This is a genomic window from Allofrancisella inopinata, from assembly GCF_012222965.1.
Lineage (GTDB): Bacteria > Pseudomonadota > Gammaproteobacteria > Francisellales > Francisellaceae > Francisella > Francisella inopinata.
Genome location: NZ_CP038241.1, coordinates 581,042 through 604,767, shown reverse-complemented (window position 1 = coordinate 604,767; position 23,726 = coordinate 581,042). Strand labels below are relative to the sequence as shown.

Sequence of the window (23,726 nt, the reverse complement as noted above, 5' to 3'; positions counted from 1 at the left end):
GATTATAATTGTAGTTAGTAAACATAATGGTTTATGTTAAAACTAAGGAGAAAAATATGAATATAAAAAGAAAATTAATCTCAGTAGTAACCCTATCTCTCATGGGCTCTTCAGCTTTTGCCGTTGAAGCTTGGTCTACTTCTGACCTAAGTAGCTACTCTGCAGGTACCGTTGTAACTGATCAAAGCAAAACTTATAAATGTAAACCTTGGCCATATGAAGGTTGGTGTAAATCAGCAGCGTATAGACCTTCTGGTATATATGGTACGGAAGCTTGGGATGAAGTAGGCCCTGGTCCAAGTCCAACTCCATCTGAAAAGATTACAGCAAGTGTTTCTATTCAAGGTGATCTTCCTACTACAGCACAAATTGATTTTGTAAGCTCAAAAGGTACTTCTACTGTTTCAAATGGTAAAGTTACTTTAGAATATCCAAAAGATGGCTCAGAAACTTATACTGTTAAACTTAAAGGTGATGAAGGAACAATTTCTCCTTCTACAGTAACAGTTTCTGCTGCTACTACAATTATTGCATTAACCTATACAGCAAAACCTGCTCCAGCCCCTGGTGACTGCGATACTATACCAAGTAACGTAGCAGAGTTTAAATCTACAGATCAAGGATATTGGGCAGGCTATAAAAAAAGCTTTTGTTAAATACGATGGATCTATTTATCAATTATTAGGAGACTGGTGGACAAGCAAGTCTCCTAAAGAAACAAATGCTTGGACATTATGTCAAGCAGAAGAAAAAGCTACTCTAGACTTTACAATACCTACTAAACCTAGCTTTATAACATCAGATGAGAAGCCTAGTATAAGTATTTTCAATGAAAATGATATTAAGGTAGCAGAGGTTAAAAATGTTGCATGGGGTTCTAAAACTAAAATAGATGTACCAGCTGGTAAGTTAAAAGTTAATGTATCAACAATTGGAACAAGTCAAGGTACAGCAACACCTAGTAGTTTCTCTATAGCTAAAGATGAAACTAAAAACATTACTGTAAATTACGAGCAAGCACAAGTAGGATCTATAAACCTAACAGCTAGTGCAGATAGTAACGCAATCAAGTCAACTACCTACACAATTAATAACAGCTCTGGAGATATAGTAGCACAAGGAGAAGTTAACTTCACATCAGCTACAGTAATAGATAATTTACCAGCCTCAGAAGAGGGCTTAAAATATACTATTTCTGCTAAAAGCTTTACATATGGTGGCTATAGCTATACAGCTAAGCCAATAGTTGTAACAGTTACTACAGGTAGCCGTACAGATGCTCAACTTAACTTTACTACTGAAAAAGTAGCTAGTGCAAAAGTAAATGTAACTATAGCAGGTATGCCAACAGGCAAACAAACAACTTTACATTTTACAAGCAATAGTGGCTCTAGTCAGTTATTAGAAGTATCAGATAATGGTGTATATACAGAAGAATTACCAAAAAATGGTGATACTTGGACTGTGACAGCAGATAAAATCTCTGGATATAAGGCTAGTATAACTCCTAGCTCCTTTGTCGCTGATCAAAACGAGCAAAATGTTAATTTAACTTTTGAACAAGTCGCTCCTATTGAATCAGGTAAGAAAGTTATAGGTTACTGGGAAAACTGGAAGCCAGGTTTAATAAGCGGTGACTATAAAGGTAGTGCTGAAGATGTGGCTCCATATACTCATGTACTATATTCTTTCTTAACATTAGATAGCTCGCCAAATCCAGAAAATCCTGCTAATAAAAAATGGAATAGTGGTCATATAAATGAAAGTATGGCTGGCGCTGATGTTCTAAGTGTTATGGGTAACTATCAAAACCCGTGGGACAATAACTATAATTGGCAAAGAGTACGTATAGACTCTCTTATAAGTTTAACGCATGCTAACAATGGAAAATTTATATGGGCAATTGGTGGCTGGTCTGACCTACAGCAAACAATTAGTGATGATCAAATAGACGCTTTTGTTAATCAGGTTATCGAACTATTAAAACTTGGTGGTGATGGCGTAGATTTTGACTGGGAACATTTAAGTCAATTAGCTGATGGTTCACCCAACCCTAATAAAGAGCAACAATTAGCAACTTTAGCTAAAACTCTTAAAACCTTAAGAAAAAAACTAGATGATGAAGGCATGAGTGATAAGCAAATAGGTTATACTACAAGATTTAACGCTTTCTTTGAAAGTAGTAAAGATCACGGTTTTGCAGCTGACTTTAATTCTGATGGAGAAGGTATAGCTATTGAAAAATGGTTAAAAGACAATGAATCTTCATTAGATGAGGTTGTCAATTGGGTAAATATAATGGCTTATGATGTAAGTCCTAATGATATGCCTAATGGCAAAACTTGGACTAAAGCCGTTTATGAGGATATGTTAAACAGCTTCTCTAAATATGTAAACCCTAGCTTAGTGGTTCTTGGCTTTGAACCAGGTGGGCAAGCTGCATCTGGAGAATGGGAAGGATTGGAGCTTGATAAACAAATGATTGACTACATTGCCCAAAAAGGTTTTGGTGGATCTATGTTCTGGGCTATAAACCAACCAGCAATGGGTACAGCTTCTACTTACTACCAAAATGTTATTACTGGTGATAACGTCAATAGTTTAGCAAATTACTCGCAAGATGCTTTTGCCGAGTAATTAAATTCTAAAAGAGAGAACCTTTCTTTCTTCTTTTATGTTCCTAATATTCTTAAGCACTTTTAACCAAATTGTTTCCAAAATGTACTAATTTCCGCTATATTTATATATATTATTTTTTGTCATTAGTAGAAATGAGGTTAACTATATGGATAAAAGCTTTTATTGTAGTATTAGAGATAAAATTAAAGAAATCAAAGATGCAGGAACCTATAAAAGTGAGCGAATTATAATAACTCCCCAAGAACCGTTAATAACTCTAGAAAATGGCAAGACTTTAATTAATTTCTGTGCAAACAATTACCTTGGTTTTGCGAATAATCCAGAACTAGTTGCTTATGCAAAAGAGCATATTGAAGAATGTGGATATGGTATGGCATCTGTAAGGTTTATTTGTGGAACAAATAGTGTGCATAAACAATTAGAAAAAGAGTTGAGTAATTTTTTTGAATTTGAAGATACTATTTTATACCCTTCTTGCTTTGATGCTAATGCTGGATTATTTGAAACTCTACTCACAAAAGAAGATGCTATCATAAGTGATTCTCTAAATCATGCCAGTATAATTGATGGTGTTAGACTTTGTAAAGCTATGAGATTTAGATACGATAACAATAATATGAAAGAACTAGAAGATAAGCTTATCGAAGCTGATAAAGCTGGAGCTAGATTTAAGATGATTGCTACAGATGGCGTTTTTTCTATGGATGGTATAATCGCAGATTTAAAATCAATTTGTGATCTAGCTGATAAATATAATGCTATAGTTATGGTTGATGACTCTCATGCTGCTGGTTTTGTAGGAAAAAATGGTAAAGGCTCAATAGAGCATTGTAATGTTATGGGTCGTGTGGATATTTTAACAGGAACTCTCGGAAAAGGCTTAGGTGGAGCATCTGGTGGATATATATGCGCAAAAAAAGAAGTAGTAGATTTATTAAAAAATCTATCTCGTCCATATTTATTCTCAAATGCTTTAGCACCTATTATTACAAAAACATCTCTAAAAGCTCTTGAAATAACTAAAAATTCTAACCACCTAAGGGAACAACTCCAAGCAAACCAGCAACGATTTAGAACAAAAATGTCAGCAGCTGGTTTTGATCTGGTTCCTGGGGAACATCCTATTATCCCAGTAATGATATACGATGAAAAAACAGCAGCAATTCTTGCTGATAAACTTCTAGAATATGGTATTTATGTTATAGCTTTTTCATACCCTGTAGTTCCAAAAGGCAAAGCCCGAATTAGAACTCAAATGTCAGCTGCCCATACTTTTGAGCAAATAGATAAAGCTGTGGATAGCTTTACAAAAGCAGCTAAAGAGCTGAACATCATATAATGCTTGACATAATTTAGAAAATAAAAACTTGTTAATTTAAACTCATATCAAACAAAGTATAAGCTTACTATTTTCAGCATTTTTGATGAGAATAAAAATTAACCCTAATATACCTATGAGCATTTATGGGACTGTTGTAAGCTGGAATAGCTTAAAATCAAACTACTCCTGTAGATTACGTGGTCAATCCTAACTGAATGACGTACTACTTTTTAACGTAGTTAGCTATAATACTAAGATTTAAGCAACAGCTTTAATAAACAAAACTACATAAGGGATTTTTTAAACATGAAAGCTTTAGCAAAGTTAAAAAAAGAGCCTGGAATTTGGATGATAAATGACGCTGCTATACCAGAATATGGTTATAATGACGTTTTAATTAAAATAAGAAAAACTGCTATCTGCGGCACAGATCTACATATATATAACTGGGACAAATGGTCTCAACAAACAATCCCAGTTCCTATGATTATAGGGCATGAGTTTGTTGGTGAAGTAGCAGCCAAAGGTGATGGGGTAAAAGGATTAAATATAGGCGATAGAGTCTCTGGTGAAGGACATTTAGTGTGTGAACTTTGTCGTAATTGTAAAGCAGGAAAACGTCATCTGTGTAGGTCCACGGTAGGTGTTGGAGTAAATGTACAGGGAGCTTTTGCTGAATACTTAGTAATACCTGCTGTTAATGTTTTTAAAGTTCCTGACACCATCTGTGATGATATTGCTAGTATTTTTGATCCTCTTGGTAACGCGGTGCACACTGCTTTATCATTTAATCTAACTGGAGAAGATGTCCTTATTACAGGAGCTGGTCCAATTGGCCTTATGGCTGTTAAAATTGCCAGGTTTTGTGGCGCTAGAAGAATTGTTGTAACTGACATCAATGAATATCGACTTAAGAAGGCAAAAGATTTTGGTGCTACTTTTGCTTTTAACGTGGGAAATTTTAAATCACAAGATGAATTGACCAAAAAAATGAAAGATATAATGTCTGAAATTGGTATGACAGAAGGCTTTGATGTAGGTTTAGAAATGTCAGGTATAAATTCAGCAATTTCAATGATGTTAAATGTAATGAATCATGGTGGTAAGATGTCTTTACTAGGTATTTCATCTGGGGATATCACTATTGATTGGGGTGCAATATTGTTCAAAGGTCTTATATTAAAAGGCATATATGGTAGAGAAATGTTTGAAACGTGGTATCTAATGTCTAGTATGGTCCAAGCTGGACTAGATATGAATTCTGTGATTACACATAGATTTAATATAAATGACTACCAAGAAGCTTTCGAAATTATGAAAAGTGGCAAGTGTGGTAAAGTAATACTGGATTGGAGCAAAAGGTGAAAAAAACAAATCATACAAATACTATAAAAATAGACACACAATGGGTTTTCACACTTTTTGGAACAGCTGTTGGAGCAGGGCTTCTTTACTTACCTATTCAAGCTGGTGACAGTGGTTTTTGGGCATTAACCACAGTACTCATCTTGGCACTTCCTTTAACTTACTACTCTCATAAAAACATGGCTAACATTGTTATTGGAGCTAATGATGGCGGTATCGCAGAAGTTTTTACACATAATCTAGGGAAACTACTTGGTTTAATATGTGTGGTACTGTACTTTTTTGCTATTTTCTTAAATATGCCCATGTACTCTATAGGTCTAAATAGCGAATTAGGTAACTTCTTATTATATTACAATATTACGGACTCCAACCTCTCTCAAAGTATTTGGTTTAGTTTTTTTATTTTATCAACCCTTTTAATAATAGTATCTTTAGGAATAAATATAATACTTAGATTTATGCAGTTTACAGTTTTATTCCTTATAATATTAGTTATTACTCTGTCTATATATATAATTCCTTACTGGAATGGCAAATTTATAACTGAAAGTAGTTTTAGTTTTATTAGTTACATAAAAGGATTACTCATGGTCTTACCTATCCTTGTATTGTCAATGAATCATTCACCTGTTATTTCTAGCTTAGTAATATTCTACAGAGAAAATATCAAACTTAAACATGAGGATGAAAAAGCTAAAGTATATAAAATACTTAAGGTTAATTCATTAATCCTATTTATTTTTGTACTACTTTTTGTAACTTCATGTTTATTAAGCACTACAGTAGCTGACCTTCATATGGCTAACATTAATAATCTTTCTATAGTAACTCTAATACAAGAGCAACACCCTAATACTTTTTTAAAGATATTAGCACCAATGATAGTATTTACAGCTATTATAAGTTCTTTTATTGGCTGCTATATAGGTTCAAAAGAAGCTTTAAAGTTTTTGTTCAGATATTTATTTAAAGGTGTTTGTAATATACAAGTAAAAGACTCTTTAATTAATACCCTTTGTATAGCTATTATTTTTTTAGTTTTATGGGTTTGTACAATATGTAATTTTAGTATACTCCACATAATAGGAATTCTGGTCGCCCCAACAGTAGCTTTTTTATTATACATACTACCTGTATTAATCATCTATAAAAATGTTAAATGTAAAGAGTATCGTAAGGTTATATTAGATTCATTATTAGTGATAATAGGATGTATAATAATTTTTGGATACATAATAGGATTACTACTTAGCTAGGCTAGTTTTGGCACAACCAGTTTATTAGCTCTAAATCTTCTTGAGTCGTTACTTTAATATTACTTCTAGATCCTTGGATAATTAAAGGACTGCTTCCATATAATTCTAATGCTGATGCTTCATCTGTAACTAGCTTTGCTAAATCATTAAGCCAGCAGTATTCAAAAGCATTATACAACAAACTAAGCTCACATAATTGTGGAGTTTGAGCTAACCATATGTTATCACGATTAAGTGTTTTATCTATAGTAATTGGGCTATTAGAAGTCACCTGCTTAACCGTTTCAAAGGCTCTAATACCTAAGATCCCACTTTTACTTTTAGACAATTTAACAGCTTCATACAAATTTTTAGTGTCTTGGAATGTAACATTTGGTCTTGCTGCGTCATGAACAAATATCCAGGTAGTCTGGGATCTTATTTGTATCTGTTTTAAAGCGTTATAGACACTATCAAAACGTGTCTCTCCCCCTAGACAAGTAACTACTTTAGGATGACTAAAATATATAGAATCTTTCCAGAAGTTATCATCTTTATTAAGAGCTACTATGACCTTATCAAAAAAATCAGGTTTTATAAATTTCTCTAAAGCTGTATCTAGGATAGTTTTATTATTTGAAAGCTTAAAATACTGTTTAGGAATATCAAGTGCCATTCTAGATCCAATGCCCGCGGCTGGAATTATTACATATTTACTAGAATCATTTGACACTATAAAAGACCTCACCTTTCTTTATAAAGCCCATATTTTGGCGGGCGAGACTCTCTAGTACTTCGCTATTTTTACGTAAAGAAACAACCTCAGAATATAATTGTGCATTAGTCTGATATTGCTCTTGGACTCCCTTTGTTTGAGTTTTTACTGCTTTTTTTAAGTGCTCATAACTAAGTAATCCTGTATTACTAAACCACAAATTATATTGTAAGATAGTAATCAAGAGCAACACTATAGATATAAAAATATAAAAGAAAGTATTAGATTTAATGCTCATTTTTTTAAAAAAGTTTACTCTTGAACTTGAACAACAACTTTTTCATTTTCAGTTTCTTGTACTACTATTTCTTGAGGTTCTTCTTCATCAGAGTTAAACACAAACGCTTTTATACCCGGGTAGATTGCATTTTCACCTAACTCTTCTTCTATTCTAAGTAATTGATTATATTTAGCTATACGATCAGATCTAGAAAGAGAGCCTGTCTTTATTTGTCCAGAACAAGTAGCTACTGCTAAATCCGCTATAATAGTATCAGAAGTCTCACCTGAACGATGTGAAACCACACAAGTGTACCCTGCTTGACCAGCCATAGCCATAGCCTCAAATGTTTCTGTTAAAGATCCTATTTGGTTTAATTTAATTAAAATAGAATTAGCCACACCTTTTTCAATACCTTTAGATAATATGCTAGGATTTGTTACAAATAAATCATCTCCAACTAATTGTACTTTCGAACCAAGTTTTTCTGTTAATAATTTCCAGCCATCCCAATCTTCTTCTGCAAGACCATCTTCGATAGAAATTATAGGATATTTTTCAACCCACGTAGCGTAGTAATCAACCATTTCTTGACTTGTTAAAGATTTATTTTCTGACTTAAGCTCATACTTACCATCTTTGTAAAACTCGCTACTTGCTGGATCTAAAGCAATAAATACATGCTTACCTGGCTCATAACCTGCTTTTTTCACTGCTTTTAATATAGCTTCTATAGCAGCTTCATTTGATGGAAGATCTGGAGCATACCCACCCTCATCTCCGACACCAGCTATACTGTAACCATCTTCTATTAAAACTTTCTTTAGAGTATGAAAAACTTCTGTACCACATCTTAGTGCTTCTGAAAAACTCTCAAAACCTGCTGGTACTATCATGAACTCTTGCATATCAACATTGTTATCCGCATGAGCACCACCATTGATAACGTTCATCATTGGAACAGGCATGAGATATTCTTGTACATCCATTAGGTAACGATAAAAAGGTTTTCTTAAATGTGAAGCTGCTGCTCTAGCTGTAGCCAGAGATACACCTAAGATAGCATTTGCACCTAGGTTTTTTTTATTTTCTGTGGCATCTAAATCTATCATAGTTTTATCAACTAATCTTTGGTCTAAAGCATCTAGTCCTTTTATAGCTTGAGCAATTTTAGTGTTAACATTTTCAACTGCTTTATAAACACTTTTTCCTAAATAAATGTCCTTATTACCATCTCTAAGTTCTAATGCTTCTTTAATCCCTGTAGATGCTCCAGAAGGCACCCCAGCTCTACCAAAAGCACCACTTTCTAAAACAACATCTACTTCAACAGTAGGGTTTCCACGTGAATCTAATATCTGTCTAGCAACAACTTGCTTAATTAACGATGACATAACTATTCTCCTTTAGGTAAATTAAGTCTTTTGAAACCTTGAATGTGTCATTATAAGCTAGGTGTAATAGCTTTGCAATCAATATACTTAGTATGTCGCTTACTCTATAAGCTTATCTGAAACAACTTCTTGAGCTTCACTAAACCCTACACTTTCAGGAGATATCGGTGTGAATTGTACTGTTCCTGTAGCAGATTTTCTTGCTGATAATCTATAAAATGTATATAAACATAATAATGTACTGAATAAAGCTGTTATGATAAAAAAACCAAATGGGCCTACAAAATCCATAATATTAGAAATTATTATAGGTCCAATAACAGAACCAACTCCATATGCAATGGTTATTACACCTATAGCTCCTAAAATTTCATGCTCGTCTAAAAAATCACTAGCATGAGATATTGATAAAGGATACACCACAAAAGCACACCCACCAAATAAAAAGACTGCTATAAAAAACAATAAATGAGTTTTGTAAAATAGACAAATACAAACTGAAGTTATTATAAGCCCGAAAGCTACTAATAATATGACTTTTCTACGATCGATCAAATCAGATAGCTTACCTATAGGAACTTGTAGTAACATCCCTCCTAAAATAGTCGTCATCATTAAAATTGACAGCATATTATGCGTAATATCAACTCTAACTAAGAATATAGGGAGCAAAGTATATATTGAGCCTAACAATGCCCCCCCTATAACACTAGCTACCATTGCAAGTGGCACTTTTTTTATAATTTTTATAGGTGAACAAACCTCTTCTGAATTAGGCACAGGAGCCACCGTACTTGTAAACGCCATAAGGACAATAGATATACTACACAAAGAAGAGATAAAACAATATGCTAGCAAAGTTTCACTAAAATTAAAGTTTATCATTAGCTGTGAAAGAGCTTGTGTACCGTAATATACAAGTAGGTATATTGAAAACACTAATCCTCTATTTTTTTTATCAGATGATAAAATACACCAACTTTCTATAATTAAAAATAAAGCTGCTAAAGCATATCCACACGTGAACCTAAAAAATATCCAAACAAAAATCCCCTTAAAAATACCAAGTATTAGTGTACTTATAGCCATTAAAGAAGCAAATAGTACAAAAGCTCTAATATACCCTACCCTTGTAATTGTAAACTGAGAAAAATAAGAACCTGTAGTCATACCAAAAAAGTATGCGGCCGAGATGATCCCTATTATAAAATTAGATCTTCCAAGAGTATTAAGCTCGATTGAAGAAAAAGTAGTAAAAAAGCCATTACCAAAAGATAGTACACACATTGCTATAATTGGTGTCAAAATTAGAAAAAGTGTTTGCCTAACAGTCATTTAAATTAAATATTTTTTGCTTCTAATTGTAAATTATATAGAATGGTGATTTACAAGTTAAGTTAATTACGCAGATAAAATTTGTTTTTAGTAGACTATAATAAATAACTTCTAATTTGAGTAAAGAATTTCTAGAACACATTTATTACCATTTTATTTCCTTAGTTTGCATTTTATTCATTTTTAACCAACTAATATAACCATAAAATGCATTAATTAAAGTCAAAGTTCTAGTTATAACAACTGGAATTAAAGCCAACGTAATTTCTTTACCTACTAAACCATCTAACCAAATCACAATTGTTAAAATATCTATAATAACCCACAGTACCCACTGTTCAGCATAAGATCTCACCATCAGTAAGAATGCTATTACAGAAACTACTCCCACCAAAGAATCAGCTAATAAACCTATATGTTGCCCAAAAAGTTTGTATAAAATGAAATAGCCGTATAAAGACGCGCATATCGCAACTATAATTAAAATCGATAAAAACTGTTTTAAAGTCAATCGCCTAGCTTTTACTGTTGAGCTAGTATGCATATTCTCAGGGTCTGACCAGATGTACCAACCATAAAATTGCATTGGAGTAAAAAACAATATAAATAGCAAAAATTGTCCATATACCTGATTCTGTAAAGAAATAATAGCATATAAAAAGCAGCTAACTATACCTATAAAATAGTTTAAAAGTTTACCTTTTGCAACCAATATAAGGTTAATTATACTTAGCAGTGAATATATAAAAATAATGGCCTCTGCTTGGGTTAAAATACTTGTCATACCTGTTAATAATATACAAACAAATAACCAAGTTATCTCTTTTTTACTCCAGCCGCTGAAGATATCTTCTTTTTTAAAATCTTTAAAACTAGCCAAGTATGTATATGTTTGAGTATAAAATTTCCTTAAAATTATGCTTAGCATTTTGGTTACCTTTAAATTATAAAACAATAGCTATAAAATTGTACAATTAAGCAAAATCATTTACCATTAGTTCTATAGCACCATATAATTTTAGCCTGCTATAGTACCTAAAAAGTTTTTTCAAAAACTGCTATAGATTCAACATGCATAGTATGAGGAAACATATCCATTACCCCAGCATGTACGAGCTTGTATCCTTTTTGGTTAACTAAAATCCCAGCATCTCTAGCTAAAGTTGCAGTATCACATGATACATATACTATTTTTTGAACGTCAAATTTGTCGATATTTTGGCAAACCTCTAAAGCTCCAGCTCTTGGAGGATCTAGTAGCATTTTATTATACTCAAAGTTACTGAACCACTCTTTAGCCTCGAAACTCTCAAATAAGTTAGCAGTATAAAACTTCACATTAGAAATATTATTATTATTTGCTGTCTGTATTGCTCGCTCAACCATAGCTTGCTCACCTTCTACTCCTATAACAAATTTAGCATATTGTGATAATGGAAGTGTGAAGTTACCTAAACCACAAAATAAATCAATAATTGAATCATCTTTTGATACGTCCAAAAGAGTTATAGCTCTTTGGATCATTTTTCTATTTATATTACTATTTACTTGAGTAAAATCGTTCGGTTCAAAGTTTATTACTATACCGTCAACTGGCTGATAACAAAGTTGAGTTGGTATTTGAGATTTTTCTGGATATAACCTAAATACAGTATCAGGTCCTTTTGGCTGGAGATAAATCCAATAGTTATTTTCGCTACCGAATTTTTTTAATTGTTCAATATCTTCATTTGTAAATGGTTCTAAATGCCTAAAGATAATAGCGGTTCTATAGTCATCTATAGCTATCTCTAATTGGGCTATTTGCTGATGAATAGATAATTTTTCAATAAAGCTTGCTATATATGATAGTTTTTCACCTATTTTAGGATTTAAGACTACACATTTATCAATTTCTGCTAAGAACCTGCCATTACGTTCCCTAAAACCAACTAGGATTTTATTTTTCTTATTTACATAACGAACACCTAACCTAGCTTTATTTCGATACCCTTCCGTATTTTCCGTTTGTAAAGGCGGTAAAATACTTTCAGGAACTACCCCTTGTCCAATATATTTTAGCTGGTTAAGTAAGGTATTTTGTTTATGCTCGATTTGAGCTATAGATGACATATGCTGTAGATTACAGCCTCCACAAGTTTCAAAATACTCACATTTAGGAGCGATTCTATCTGGTGATTTTTTGACAAACTCAATCACTCGACCTTCATCAAATTTAGCTTTTGAAAAAGTATATTCAAATTTGACTATTTCCTGAGGTAAAGTAAAAGGTATAAAAGTGGTTTTACCATCAACTTTTGCTATACCTCTACCATCATGACTTAAGGATATAATTTCAGCTTCAAAAATCCCCTCTTTGAGCTTATTTTTTCTAGATCTTCCCATCAGATTTTATTTAAAAAAATTAATTAGAGCAATTTTATGTAATAAATTTATCAAATACAATCAAAGTTGGGCTTTTAATTATTAATAAAATATCTTGGGTTTAATACTAAGCTACTATAAAAACTAATTCACTAAATTAATTTGATATGTCTCATTATTACTGTTACTTTCGTGAGACCGTGAATTAAGTTTAAAATAACTAAGTAATTTCTTTGTAATATTTTATAAAAATCTAACTACAGTAAAACCTTTGAATTTGTCGTGGTGGGTGCTGAGGGGTTCGAACCCCCGACCCTCGCCTTGTAAGGGCGATGCTCTCCCAGCTGAGCTAAGCACCCGACAAAAACATATTATATATATACTTTATAATAAGTCAATATTTTTTGGCTTATTTAATTATCCAACGATCTCACTTTTTAGTATTTCTTCTGCTGTAAGTTTTGATTCTGCAATTTCTCTTAATGCTAATACTGTTGCCTTCTCTTTTTTTTCATTTCCTGATTCAGTGTAGCCACTTTTTAAGATATTATTTGCACGCATAGAAGCTAATACCACTAAATCAAACCTTGTTTCTACTTTATCTAAACAATCTTCTACTGTTACTCTAGCCATATTTTATACTCCTTTAGTTTAGGACGTTTTATTTTAATAATTGTTTTACCTTGTTATAAACAATATCTATTACAGTTTTATTTTGAGCTCCATCCGGGATAATTATATCAGCTTTTCGTTTAGAAGGCTCAATGAACTTTATATGCATAGGTCTAACAGTATCTAAATACTGGTTAACAACACAATCAACTGTTCTACCTCTTTCATTTTGATCTCGCAATAATCGTCTTATAAAGCATAAATCTGATGGCGTATCCATATATACTTTAAAATCCATCATATTAAGTATCTCTGGATCGTTAAAAAGCATAATACCTTCTAATATTATAACGTTAACTCCACTTGTTACCCTCTCCGACATACAGCTAACCCGCGAATGAGTATTATAATCATAATATGGAACGTAAATATCTTCACCTTTTATTAGTTTTACAAGATCTTTCTTTAAAAGTGCATGATCAAAAGCATCTGGATGATCGTAGTTAACTTTAGCTGCTTTTTCTTGACCAAGGATTGTACCCCAATCTTTATAGTATCTATCTTCAGAGATAACTGCTACTTTATCAAGATGGTGAGCTTCTAACATCTCAACCACAGTATTCGAAAAAAGGGTTTTCCCAGAACCAGAACCTCCTACGATGCCCATTATAAAAACTTTATTTGACACTATATCTTACTTCCTTTTATAGCTGTATCTTAGGTTGAGATTTTACTAAAAAATCAAGTTCTTTCAATAACTTTAAAAAATCTTTTATTTTATACATAGGAAAAGAATTTGGACCATCACTTTTTGCTTGGTCAGGATTAGGATGTGTTTCCATAAATAAACCATCAATACCAACTGCAATAGCAGCTTTTGAGAGTACTGGTACAAACTCTCTTTGACCACCAGAAGAACTACCTTGGCCACCTGGAAGCTGAACAGAGTGTGTAGCGTCAAAAACTACTGGACAACCCGTAGACTTCATTATCTCAAGAGAACGCATGTCTGAAACTAAATTATTATAGCCAAAGCTAACACCTCTTTCACAAACCATTATATTTTCATTGCCTGTCGATTTTGCTTTAGCTACCACATGTTGCATATCCCAAGGTGCTAAAAACTGCCCTTTTTTAATATTTACTGGCTTATTTTGCTTACATACGTCTAATATAAAATTTGTCTGACGACATAAAAAAGCTGGCGTTTGTAAAACGTCAACAACTTCTGCAACCTCCGCAAAAGGTGTATCTTCATGCACATCTGTCACAACTGGGACATTATAGGCTTTTTTTACTTTAGATAGAATTTCTAGACCCTTATCAACCCCCAAGCCTCTAAAGCTGTCGATAGATGAGCGATTAGCTTTATCAAAAGATGATTTATAGACAAAATTAATACCTAACTCTTTTGTTACCTCTGTAAGGTATCCGGCTGTGTCCATAGCCATCTGTTCGGACTCTATTACACATGGTCCAGACATTAAAAAAAATGGTTTGCCATTTCCAACTTCAAAATTAGCGATCTTCATAAAAATTCCAAACTAAGATTTAAAAACATTATGAGTATGTATTATACAGAAAAAGATGAGCCACAACCACACGTAGTTTTCGCATTTGGGTTTCTAATAACAAAGTATGCTCCCTCAATGTCATCCTTATAGTCTACATCTGCTCCCACTAGATATTGAAAACTCATTGAATCAACTAAAAGTCTAACTCCATTTTTAGTAATAACAATATCATCTTCCTTTATCTCATTATCAAATGCAAAAGCATACTGAAAACCGGAGCACCCTCCACCTGTTATATAAACTCTTAAGCTAAGAGAATCATCTCCCTCTTCTTCTATAAGTTCTTTAACTTTTAGAGAAGCTGCATCTGTAAAATTAATAGGATCAACGCTTTGAACTTCTGTACTCATAAAATTACCTTGCTACTAGAGAAAGTTTAACTCTACCATTTCTATCTATGTTTTGGGCTATAACTTCAAGACCTTGTCCTTCAATTATAGAATTTGATTTTATACCTGTTTGTTCAATATCTTGGAAAGATAAATAACCATCTTTATCGCCCATTAGGTTAACAAAAACACCAGAGTCTAAGATTTTAACAACTTTACCTTTATAAACTTGCCCTTCCTCAACCTCTGCTACAATAGCTTCTATTTCTTTAACTGCCATATCAAGAGAGCTTTTGTTTTTCGCGAAAACTTTAACTTCACCTGTATCGTTTGTATCTATTTGAGCACCTGTTCTTTCTACTATTGCTTTTATAGTAGAACCACCGCGACCAACTATATCTTTGATTTTACTAGGATTAACGTTAAGTATATGAATCTGAGGAGCTGCAGATGAAACATCTTCTTTGTGCTCTTTAATAACCTCATTCATTATACCTAAAATATGTAATCTACCCACTCTTGCTTGCTCTAAAGATTGCTCTAAAATCTCTCTAGAAATACCTTTGATTTTGATATCCATCTGTAAAGCTGTGACACCATATCTAGTACCAGCAACTTTAAAATCCATATCCCCTAAGTGGTCTTCATCTCCCAGAATATCAGATAAAACTGCATACCTTGAACCGTCTTTAATAAGTCCCATCGCAATACCAGCTACAGGCTCAGCTATAGGAACACCTGCATCCATCATCGAAAGCGATGAACCACACACAGTCGCCATAGAGCTTGAACCATTTGACTCTAATATTTCAGAGACAACCCTTACAACGTACGGGTAAACATCTTCGTTAGGGAATACAGCATTAGTAGCACGTTTAGCAAGATTAGCGTGACCAATTTCACGGCGTTTTGGTGCCATACCAACCATTCCACATTCACCAACACAATACGGTGGAAAGTTATAATGAAGCATATATCTGGCTTTTTCAATACCATCCAAACTCTCAACTAATTGAGCATCTCTATCACTACCTAATGTTGTAACCACAAGAGCTTGTGTTTCACCTCGAGTAAATAAAGCTGAGCCATGAGCACCCGGTAAAACACCAATTTTTACGTTTATCGGACGAATTGTTTCTGTACATCTACCATCGATTCTTGGTTTACCATCCAGAATATTTGATCTTACTAGATCTTTTTCTATAGAATGAAATGCTTCTATAATTTCTTTTTCGCTATATTCATTATTATCAACAACGTTTAAAAATATATGTTCTAATACATTTTTCCTAATTTCTGCTAACTTAATGTTTCTGTCTTGTTTAGAAGCTATTGTATAGGCATTCTTAATTTCACCAAAAAAGCCAGATTTAATCTGCTCCTTAAGGATGTTGCTAATTTCATAAACTGTGTATACTATGCGTGCTTTAGAAGCTACTTTTGCTAGTTTATTAATAGATGAAATTATAGTTCTAAGATGCTTGTGTCCATATAGAACTGCCCCTAACATTACACTTTCTGGTAGACTTTTTGCTTCAGATTCAACCATTAAAATAGCATCATCTGTACCAGAAACTACTAAATCAAGGGCAGACTCTTTTAAATCTTCTTTATTAGGGTTTAGAATATACTTACCATTAATATAACCTACTCTAACACCAGCTATAACATCATCATAAGGTGCTCCAGATATAGCTAAAGAAGCCGATGCTCCAATTAAGGCTAATATATCCGGTGAAAAGCTACCATCATAAGAAATCACTGTAGCTACTATCTGAATTTCATTAAAAAAACCATCCGGAAACGATGGTCTAATAGATCTATCAATAAGTCTAGAAATAAGAATCTGCTCCTCAGAAGGTCTAGCCTCTCTTCTTGTAAACCCTCCAGGAATTTTTCCAGCTGCATACGACTTTTCTAAGTAGTGTACAGAAAGAGGAAAAAAGTCTGCTCCATCTGCTACAGTTTTTTTGATTGTTGTAGTTACTAGTACAATATTACTGCCACAACTAACTACTACAGAACCATCTGCTTGACGAGCCATGCCACCAGTTTCTAAAGTGATTTTTTTATTTCCTAATTCAAAGACTTCTCTATATATTTTCACAGTTCAACCTTATGTTTTTGATATTTTTAATATGTGATGAAGAAATTTTAGATGAATTACCAATTATTATCTACGTAGATTTAGTTTGTCAATTAGGCTACGATATCTTTCTACATCTTTGTCATGAAGGTAGTCTAGCAATTTACGACGTTGGCTAACTAATCTTAGAAGACCCCTTCTTGAGTGATTATCTTTTTTATGTGTTGCAAAATGGTTTTGAAGATCATTAATTCTAGCTGTTAAAAGCGCTACTTGAACTTCTGGCGAACCTGTATCACCTTCTGATCTTTGGTTTTCTTTTACTATATTTTGTTTATCTTGAGTTGATAACATAATTTATTTTCTCCGTTTGTTTTCTAAATTAACATCTAATAAACCGCACAAAGGAACAGTTTACCAATGGGTAATTATATACTATTGAATAGTAAAAACAAAGAACTACTTAGTAATCTTATCCGGTTTAATGCCTAAGATTTGTAAGCTACTTAATGCTATCTTAGCAAATATTGGAGCTGCTACTGCTCCACCACCATAGCTATCACCTTTTGGATTATCTATGGTGACTGCAATAGCTATCTGAGGATCACTTGCTGGCGCCATACCAATAAAACTTGCCAAATAATTTGCTCCATAAGTTCCTCCAGAAAGCTTACGTGCTGTACCAGTTTTACCTGCAACATGATAAAGGGGAATCTCTGCTTTTGAACCAGTACCACCAAGGTCTTCTACTACAGATTGCATCATACTTATCATTTCTTGTGCAACCTTATCTGAAACTATAGAACGAGTGTCTACATCATCCTCAGACCTTCTTTTAAGTATAGTAGGTTTTATATACTCTCCATTATTTGCTATCGCTGTTGTTGCTGCCACAAGTTGTAAATCTGTAGCGTTCATACCATAACCAAAAGATAAAGTTGCTAATTGAAAATCTCCCCACTTCTCTTTAATTGGCACAAAACCATCTCTTTCGCCAGGAAGCTCTATGCCCGTCTTACTTCCAAATCCAAAATTTCTTAAAGAAGGCTCTAATATAGTAGGCTCTTCTAATCCCAGGATAAGCTTAGAAATACCAACGTTGCTCGATTTCATTAAAATATGTCTTAAGTCAATATCACCATAATCCCTAGAGTCTCTTACTGTGTTTTTACCTATACGATAATATCCAGGATGGGTATCTACTATAGGCTCCTCAGACGTAACATCAACACCGTAAGTAAGAGCCGTTGCTGCAGCAAATGCTTTCATAACAGAACCAAGCTCATAAACATCTGTAACAGCCCTATTTCTACGACTATCAGGATACGCATCCGCCATTGTGTTAGGATTATAAGATGGATAGTTAGCCATTGCTAATATCTCGCCTGTACGAACATCTTCTATAATAACTGAACCGGCATCAGAGTTTGTCTGTATCACCCCTTCTTTTAGGTATTTATAAGCTACATATTGCAATCTTGAATCTATACTTAACTGCAAATTGTTACCATTTCTCGATTCTATAAACTTATCCTCAACCTTAGATGCAACCCCTCCTTTTAAATCTTTCTTATATTCAAAATAACCATTTTTACCTGTAAGAAATTTATTAAATTGAAGCTCTAAGCCTTCTTGACCCTTACCGTCAACATTTGTAAAACCTATAATATGTGCTGCTACTTCTGCTAATGGATAATAACGTTTAAATTCACGTATCACATGGATACCTGTTATGTCTAAATCTTTAATTTGCTGAGAAAGATATGGCTGAACTTTCCTTTTTATATATACAAACCCGCTTCTGCCTTCCCTAACTTTAACTTGGTTTCTTACCTTATCTTGCTCTTTTTGTGATAAATCTAAAATATTCATTATTTTTTGCAAGTTTGGATCCGACGATTTTATATAGTAAGGGTCCACCCAAACAGTATCAACTGGGGTGCTTATTGCTAAAGGATCACCATTTCTATCTAAAATAATACCTCGGTAAGCCTTGATATCTATACCTCTATCACTACGGTTATCACCTTCTTGCTTTAATTTTTGGTGCTGTGCGGTCTCCATATACACAAGCTTAAAAAACAAAAACAAAAAGCTAAATATCAAAAGAATTAAAATGACTAAATGCCTTAGTTTAGGACGGTAACTATTCATCAACACCCTCATTTAAAAATTTGATATCGTTTTTTGTTGGCAAAGACATATGTTCTTTTTGTGCAAAACTCTCAACAGCCGTTGGTGTAGCTAGAGAACTATACTCTAAAACTATTTGACTCCATTGTTCATCCAATTTTGTTTTTTCTACGATCAATTCTTTTTGTTCATTAAGCTGTATCTTATATTCAAAGCGTAAAACTATCAAACTAAAAGATGTAACAAGTAAAATAAATAAAAGCACGAATGATATAGCAACTGTTTTTCTAAAAAAACTATTTCTAAGAGATTCAAAAAGTCTTATTCTGATTTGCCGGTTTGTTAGCATCATAACTTTTCTACCACCCTCAAAATAGCACTTCTTGAGCGTATATTTTTGTCTAATTCATTTTCAGTTGCCTTTGCTTTTTTAACTACCCACTTTAGTTTTTTTAGACTCTCATCTTGTGGAAGCATACGGCTAATTCTGTTAATTTCTACTTTAGGATTTATCAAGTTAGTAAACTTTTGTTTTACTATTCTATCTTCTAATGAGTGAAAAGATATAGCTGCTAATCTACCACCTACCCTCAAAACTTCTAGTATATTGTCTAATAAAATTTCTAAATCTTTGAGCTCATTATTAATATATATACGCAACGCTTGAAAACATCTAGTAGCTGGATTTTTCTTTTCTCTTTGACCAATTGTTTTTCTTATCAACTCAGCTAGTTCAGTAGTAGTGTTAATAGAGCCATTTACACTTATATACTCTTTAATTTTTATTGCTATTTTTTTGGCAAATCTCTCTTCACTATAGACTTTAAAAATATAAGTTAACTCCTCTACTGTTAAAGTTTCTAACGCTTCCTTAGCTGTTTGCCCCTGAGTGGTATCCATACGCATATCTAAAGGACCATCATGCATAAAACTAAACCCTCTGTTAGCATTATCTAGCTGAGGAGAAGAAACCCCCAAATCCATAATAACTCCATCTATCTTACCAAGAAGATCTTGTTTATAACAATAATCATATATATTTGTAAAACTAGAGTGGATTATCTTAAAATTATTGTATTTATAAAAATTATTTTTAGCATACTCTATAGCTTCTATATCTTTGTCAAAAGATATTAAGCTTCCTGTAGTTAACTTATCTAAAATAGCTTTAGAGTGCCCGCCTCTACCAAAAGTAGCATCGATATAGATTCCTTGAGGATCAATGTTTAAAGCTTCTATAGATTCCTGCAATAATACTGAAAAATGCATTCTAAACCTTAAGTAGTTCATTAGTGAGTTTTTTTGCCCTAGAAAAATCAGTTTTTCCTGAACCAAGCTTTGGTATTGCTATTACTTTAAAGTAATTTGATGGTTTATACAGATTCTCTATCTTTGACTGCCTTACTATATCTTTGAGTTGGTTAGGTTCTAGCTCTTCCAAAGTATAAAGTAAATTAATAATCTCACCACGCTTAGAGTCATCTGTAGCTACAGCTAAGACTTCAAAATCCATTTTATGTGAATCGTAGCCTTTTTCACGCAAAGTATCGTAAACTTGCTGTTCTAATAAACCCAAACTAACCATTTCACCTGCTACTTTAGCAAATCGTGAATACCTATCAACAACCGTTAGATAGCCCTCACCATCAATCTTACCTTTATCACCAGTTATATACCAAGTGTGTCCATACTTATCTATCATAACTTCTTTAGTCTTAGCAGGATCGTTAAGATAATAATCCATCTTATTAACACCTCGATAAATAATCATACCTTCTGTACCTAGCGGTAGCTCCTCATGTGATTCTGGATGAATTATTTTAAATTGTCCTCCAGGAACCGTTAAGCCAACTGTACCAATTTTATTTGGAGCTTTTGTTGGTCTATTAACTGCAGCAACTGGTGATAATTCTGTCGTACCATACCCTTCATTAATAACTTTACCGAATTTAGCCTCAAACATAGAGCGAACTTCTTTAGAAAGCTTCTCTGCTCCTGTAATTATAAGCCTTAGTGTAGCAAAGTCTTCTTTTTTAACTGACTTATTTTTAGTATAAATTCTCAAAAAAGTCGGAGTTGCACATAGCACTGTTGCTTTATTCTTTTTAATCAAATTTGCAACTCCCTTAGCGTCTGTAGGGTCAGGATGACAAGAAATGAATCCACCTTGGAAAAAAGAAACCAAGGAAATAGTTAAACCAAAAGCATGGAATATAGGTAGCACTCCAGCAACCGAGTCGGTCTCCCTACATTCAATAACTAAAGTACTTTGGTAAACATTTGCTAGTAAATTTTTGTGTTTAATAGCTATTCCTTTGGGTATGCCTTCGCTTCCGCTACTAAAAATAATAAACGCCAGATCATCAAGCTTAGTAGGTTTAATGTACTTTTTAACAAGTAAACTTGGAGAAAACAATTTGACTTCCAAAAATGTTTTTATAGATTCAAACTTTGATATTTGCCCTTTTATATCTTCTAGGTACAAAATTTTACACATAGAAAAAACGTCTTCTACAAAAAAACCTTTATGCTTGAGTTTTTCAACAAATGCTCTAGAGGTTATTATGGTTTTGATTCCAGCATTTGTTATAGCATGCCTTAGAGACTCTTCTGAAGCAGTATAGTTAAGGTTAACTATTGTTTTTGCGCTTATAAGTAAAGATAAAATTGCTAGATAACCGCCCGCACTAGTTGGCAGACAAATACCTACATTTTCTTCTTTAGAAAGAAAAGTTTTGAATTTTTTGGCCATAAGTATAGATGCCGTTACGAATTTATAACCGTTTAAGCAAACTCCTGTAGTATCACTTACAACCTTATTATTTTTGGCATTTAACATTTGTCTAAACCATATCTCAGCTGGTGATTTAAGCAAACATAGATACTTTTCCCAAGTTCTTACTGATAAATCATCAAACTCTTCTATTAGTGTTTTTAAACTTTTTAACTCTGTAATATCAAAGAAAACCTGCCTATCTAAATTTTTACGTTGTGAATAATAAGGCATTTCTGGACCACAGATAAATAATATAAATCTATTTTTATCTTGGTCAATCTGGGATATAAAATTATTTTTTACAAAAAGCAAACTACTTTGGTCCCAAAAACTAATATGGTTAATATAAGATATATTGTTTCTACTAAGTAGTCTCTCAAGTCCTTTTGCCCTATTATCAAAACCATCTAGCACTGTTATATGCATATCTGGTAAATAAGTTTTAAGTGCCAACACTGAAACTATTGAGGTATCGTTAGCAATAACAATTGAAGTTTCTTTGAACTTTTTAAAGTCTATATCCTGATTACAACTATAAATATATTTTTGATTTAACCTTTTATGTATAGAGGATTTCAGCTGACTTAATTGCATATTTCTCCCATATTACTCGCAAACTAACCACCGCTAATATGTTATCATATAGTAATCCTAATTTTTATAACTAATGTGGTTTTTATGCCAGAGTTACCTGAGGTAGAAACTGTAAAAAAAGGTTTATTAGATAGTGTCGTTAACCATGCTATTAAAAATATACAGATAAATACGGAAAAGTTAAGGTATCCGCTTGATAAAGTAGCTCTATCCAAGTTAAAAAATAAACAAATAAAAGACGTACAAAGAAGAGGCAAGCATTTAATAGTTTTTTTAGAAAAGAATCTGCAATTAATACTCCATTTAGGTATGTCCGGAGTAATTAAGATTAAAAACTCTTCAACTTATACTGTCATTAAGCATGATCATATTATTTTAGATTTAAGTAATCAACTAAGTCTAATATATAACGATCCACGTAAATTTGGCTATTGGTTAATCAATGAGACTCCATTTCCATTAGAACATAAAGCTTTAGCATCTCATGGTGTAGAGCCTTTAACAGCTGACTTTAACTGCGATTACCTACTTTCAAAGCTAGCAAAAACCTCACGAAAAATAAAACAAACTATTATGGATAATGGTATTGTAGTAGGTGTGGGTAATATTTACGCTTCAGAAGCTCTTTTTGATAGTCGTATACTTCCAACCAGAAAATCAAATACTATCACAAAAAAAGAAGCTAATAGACTAGTAATCTCTATTAAAAAAATCCTGGAAAAAGCTATAAAAGAAGGTGGAACGACCCTTAAGGATTATAAGAACACAGAAGGTAAACCTGGTTACTTTACCCAACAACTGAATGTTTACGGCAGAATTAAACAGCCTTGCTATATTTGCAAAACAGAAATACAAAGCTTAGTAATAGGACAAAGAAATACTTTTTTTTGTAAGAAGTGTCAGAAATAGTACTAAATAATCTTCCATCAAAACAGTATGTCGCTGCAGCTTATGTAGTAAGCAGCAAAAT

22 protein-coding genes and 1 tRNA gene are annotated in these 23,726 nt (G+C 33.0%); 6 read left to right on the top strand and 17 right to left on the bottom strand.

Going from position 1 to position 23,726, the window contains the following annotated elements:
- Positions 1–56 precede the first annotated feature (56 nt).
- The 5 genes from E4K63_RS02800 to E4K63_RS02780 all read left to right on the top strand — a co-directional run bounded on the left by E4K63_RS02800 (position 57) and on the right by E4K63_RS02780 (position 6,585).
- Positions 57–656 (top strand): hypothetical protein, encoded by a 600-nt coding sequence (locus E4K63_RS02800; RefSeq protein ID WP_179965684.1) that lies wholly within the window; start codon positions 57–59, stop codon positions 654–656.
- Between the two features lie 685 nt (positions 657–1,341).
- Positions 1,342–2,637: a glycosyl hydrolase family 18 protein gene (locus E4K63_RS08190; protein WP_244947454.1), complete on the top strand. Its 1,296-nt coding sequence runs from the start codon at positions 1,342–1,344 to the stop codon at positions 2,635–2,637.
- 148 nt (positions 2,638–2,785) lie between these two features.
- The gene (locus E4K63_RS02790) at positions 2,786–3,979 is read left to right on the top strand and encodes a glycine C-acetyltransferase (RefSeq protein ID WP_133941286.1); all 1,194 of its coding nucleotides are present in this window, start codon (positions 2,786–2,788) and stop codon (positions 3,977–3,979) included.
- A 288-nt stretch (positions 3,980–4,267) separates the two neighbouring features.
- A complete protein-coding gene (gene tdh / locus E4K63_RS02785; protein ID WP_133941288.1) occupies positions 4,268–5,326 on the top strand; it encodes an L-threonine 3-dehydrogenase in 1,059 nt (352 codons plus the stop codon).
- A complete protein-coding gene (locus E4K63_RS02780; protein ID WP_133941290.1) occupies positions 5,323–6,585 on the top strand; it encodes an amino acid permease in 1,263 nt (420 codons plus the stop codon). The genes tdh and E4K63_RS02780 overlap by 4 nt, the downstream gene beginning before the upstream one ends.
- Position 6,586: 1 nt before the next feature.
- Here the strand turns inward: E4K63_RS02780 and E4K63_RS02775 are convergent, their stop codons facing one another.
- The 17 genes from E4K63_RS02775 to migR form a co-directional block, all read right to left on the bottom strand.
- On the bottom strand, positions 6,587–7,240 hold the full coding sequence (locus tag E4K63_RS02775; protein WP_133941411.1) for an IspD/TarI family cytidylyltransferase: 654 nt from the start codon (positions 7,238–7,240) through the stop codon (positions 6,587–6,589).
- A gap of 46 nt (positions 7,241–7,286) precedes the next feature.
- Positions 7,287–7,577: an FtsB family cell division protein gene (locus E4K63_RS02770; protein ID WP_133941292.1), complete on the bottom strand. Its 291-nt coding sequence runs from the start codon at positions 7,575–7,577 to the stop codon at positions 7,287–7,289.
- A gap of 14 nt (positions 7,578–7,591) precedes the next feature.
- Positions 7,592–8,953, bottom strand: a complete 1,362-nt coding sequence (eno, locus tag E4K63_RS02765; RefSeq protein WP_133941294.1) for a phosphopyruvate hydratase — start codon at positions 8,951–8,953, stop codon at positions 7,592–7,594.
- Positions 8,954–9,052: 99 nt separating this feature from the next.
- Complete coding sequence (locus E4K63_RS02760) at positions 9,053–10,288, bottom strand: MFS transporter (RefSeq protein WP_133941296.1); 1,236 nt, start codon at positions 10,286–10,288, stop codon at positions 9,053–9,055.
- 145 nt (positions 10,289–10,433) lie between these two features.
- Positions 10,434–11,216, bottom strand: a complete 783-nt coding sequence (gene pnuC / locus E4K63_RS02755) for a nicotinamide riboside transporter PnuC (protein WP_133941298.1) — start codon at positions 11,214–11,216, stop codon at positions 10,434–10,436.
- 107 nt (positions 11,217–11,323) lie between these two features.
- Complete coding sequence (gene rlmD / locus E4K63_RS02750) at positions 11,324–12,673, bottom strand: 23S rRNA (uracil(1939)-C(5))-methyltransferase RlmD (protein WP_133941300.1); 1,350 nt, start codon at positions 12,671–12,673, stop codon at positions 11,324–11,326.
- A 262-nt stretch (positions 12,674–12,935) separates the two neighbouring features.
- A tRNA-Val gene (locus E4K63_RS02745) sits at positions 12,936–13,011 on the bottom strand.
- Positions 13,012–13,069: 58 nt separating this feature from the next.
- Positions 13,070–13,285: a DNA-directed RNA polymerase subunit omega gene (rpoZ, locus tag E4K63_RS02740; RefSeq protein WP_035719587.1), complete on the bottom strand. Its 216-nt coding sequence runs from the start codon at positions 13,283–13,285 to the stop codon at positions 13,070–13,072.
- Positions 13,286–13,313: 28 nt separating this feature from the next.
- Entirely contained in the window at positions 13,314–13,931 is a 618-nt protein-coding gene (udk, locus tag E4K63_RS02735; RefSeq protein WP_425321043.1) for a uridine kinase, read from the bottom strand.
- Positions 13,932–13,968: 37 nt separating this feature from the next.
- On the bottom strand, positions 13,969–14,796 hold the full coding sequence (gene kdsA / locus E4K63_RS02730) for a 3-deoxy-8-phosphooctulonate synthase (RefSeq protein ID WP_133941303.1): 828 nt from the start codon (positions 14,794–14,796) through the stop codon (positions 13,969–13,971).
- A 41-nt stretch (positions 14,797–14,837) separates the two neighbouring features.
- On the bottom strand, positions 14,838–15,188 hold the full coding sequence (gene erpA / locus E4K63_RS02725; protein WP_133941305.1) for an iron-sulfur cluster insertion protein ErpA: 351 nt from the start codon (positions 15,186–15,188) through the stop codon (positions 14,838–14,840).
- Positions 15,189–15,192: 4 nt separating this feature from the next.
- The gene (gene pnp / locus E4K63_RS02720; RefSeq protein ID WP_133941307.1) at positions 15,193–17,274 is read right to left on the bottom strand and encodes a polyribonucleotide nucleotidyltransferase; all 2,082 of its coding nucleotides are present in this window, start codon (positions 17,272–17,274) and stop codon (positions 15,193–15,195) included.
- A gap of 66 nt (positions 17,275–17,340) precedes the next feature.
- Positions 17,341–17,607: a 30S ribosomal protein S15 gene (rpsO, locus tag E4K63_RS02715; RefSeq protein ID WP_133941309.1), complete on the bottom strand. Its 267-nt coding sequence runs from the start codon at positions 17,605–17,607 to the stop codon at positions 17,341–17,343.
- Between the two features lie 105 nt (positions 17,608–17,712).
- Positions 17,713–19,407, bottom strand: coding sequence for a peptidoglycan D,D-transpeptidase FtsI family protein (locus E4K63_RS02710; protein ID WP_133941311.1), 1,695 nt, complete (start codon positions 19,405–19,407; stop codon positions 17,713–17,715).
- A complete protein-coding gene (gene ftsL, locus E4K63_RS02705; RefSeq protein WP_133941313.1) occupies positions 19,400–19,738 on the bottom strand; it encodes a cell division protein FtsL in 339 nt (112 codons plus the stop codon). Before ftsL ends, E4K63_RS02710 begins: the two co-directional genes overlap by 8 nt.
- Positions 19,735–20,655, bottom strand: a complete 921-nt coding sequence (gene rsmH, locus E4K63_RS02700; protein ID WP_133941315.1) for a 16S rRNA (cytosine(1402)-N(4))-methyltransferase RsmH — start codon at positions 20,653–20,655, stop codon at positions 19,735–19,737. The genes ftsL and rsmH overlap by 4 nt, the downstream gene beginning before the upstream one ends.
- Before the next feature lies 1 nt (position 20,656).
- Positions 20,657–22,756, bottom strand: coding sequence for an iglABCD operon regulator MigR (migR, locus tag E4K63_RS02695; protein WP_133941317.1), 2,100 nt, complete (start codon positions 22,754–22,756; stop codon positions 20,657–20,659).
- An 84-nt stretch (positions 22,757–22,840) separates the two neighbouring features.
- On the opposite strand from migR, the gene mutM reads away from it, so the two are divergent.
- Complete coding sequence (gene mutM, locus E4K63_RS02690) at positions 22,841–23,665, top strand: bifunctional DNA-formamidopyrimidine glycosylase/DNA-(apurinic or apyrimidinic site) lyase (RefSeq protein WP_133941319.1); 825 nt, start codon at positions 22,841–22,843, stop codon at positions 23,663–23,665.
- Positions 23,666–23,726 lie beyond the last annotated feature (61 nt).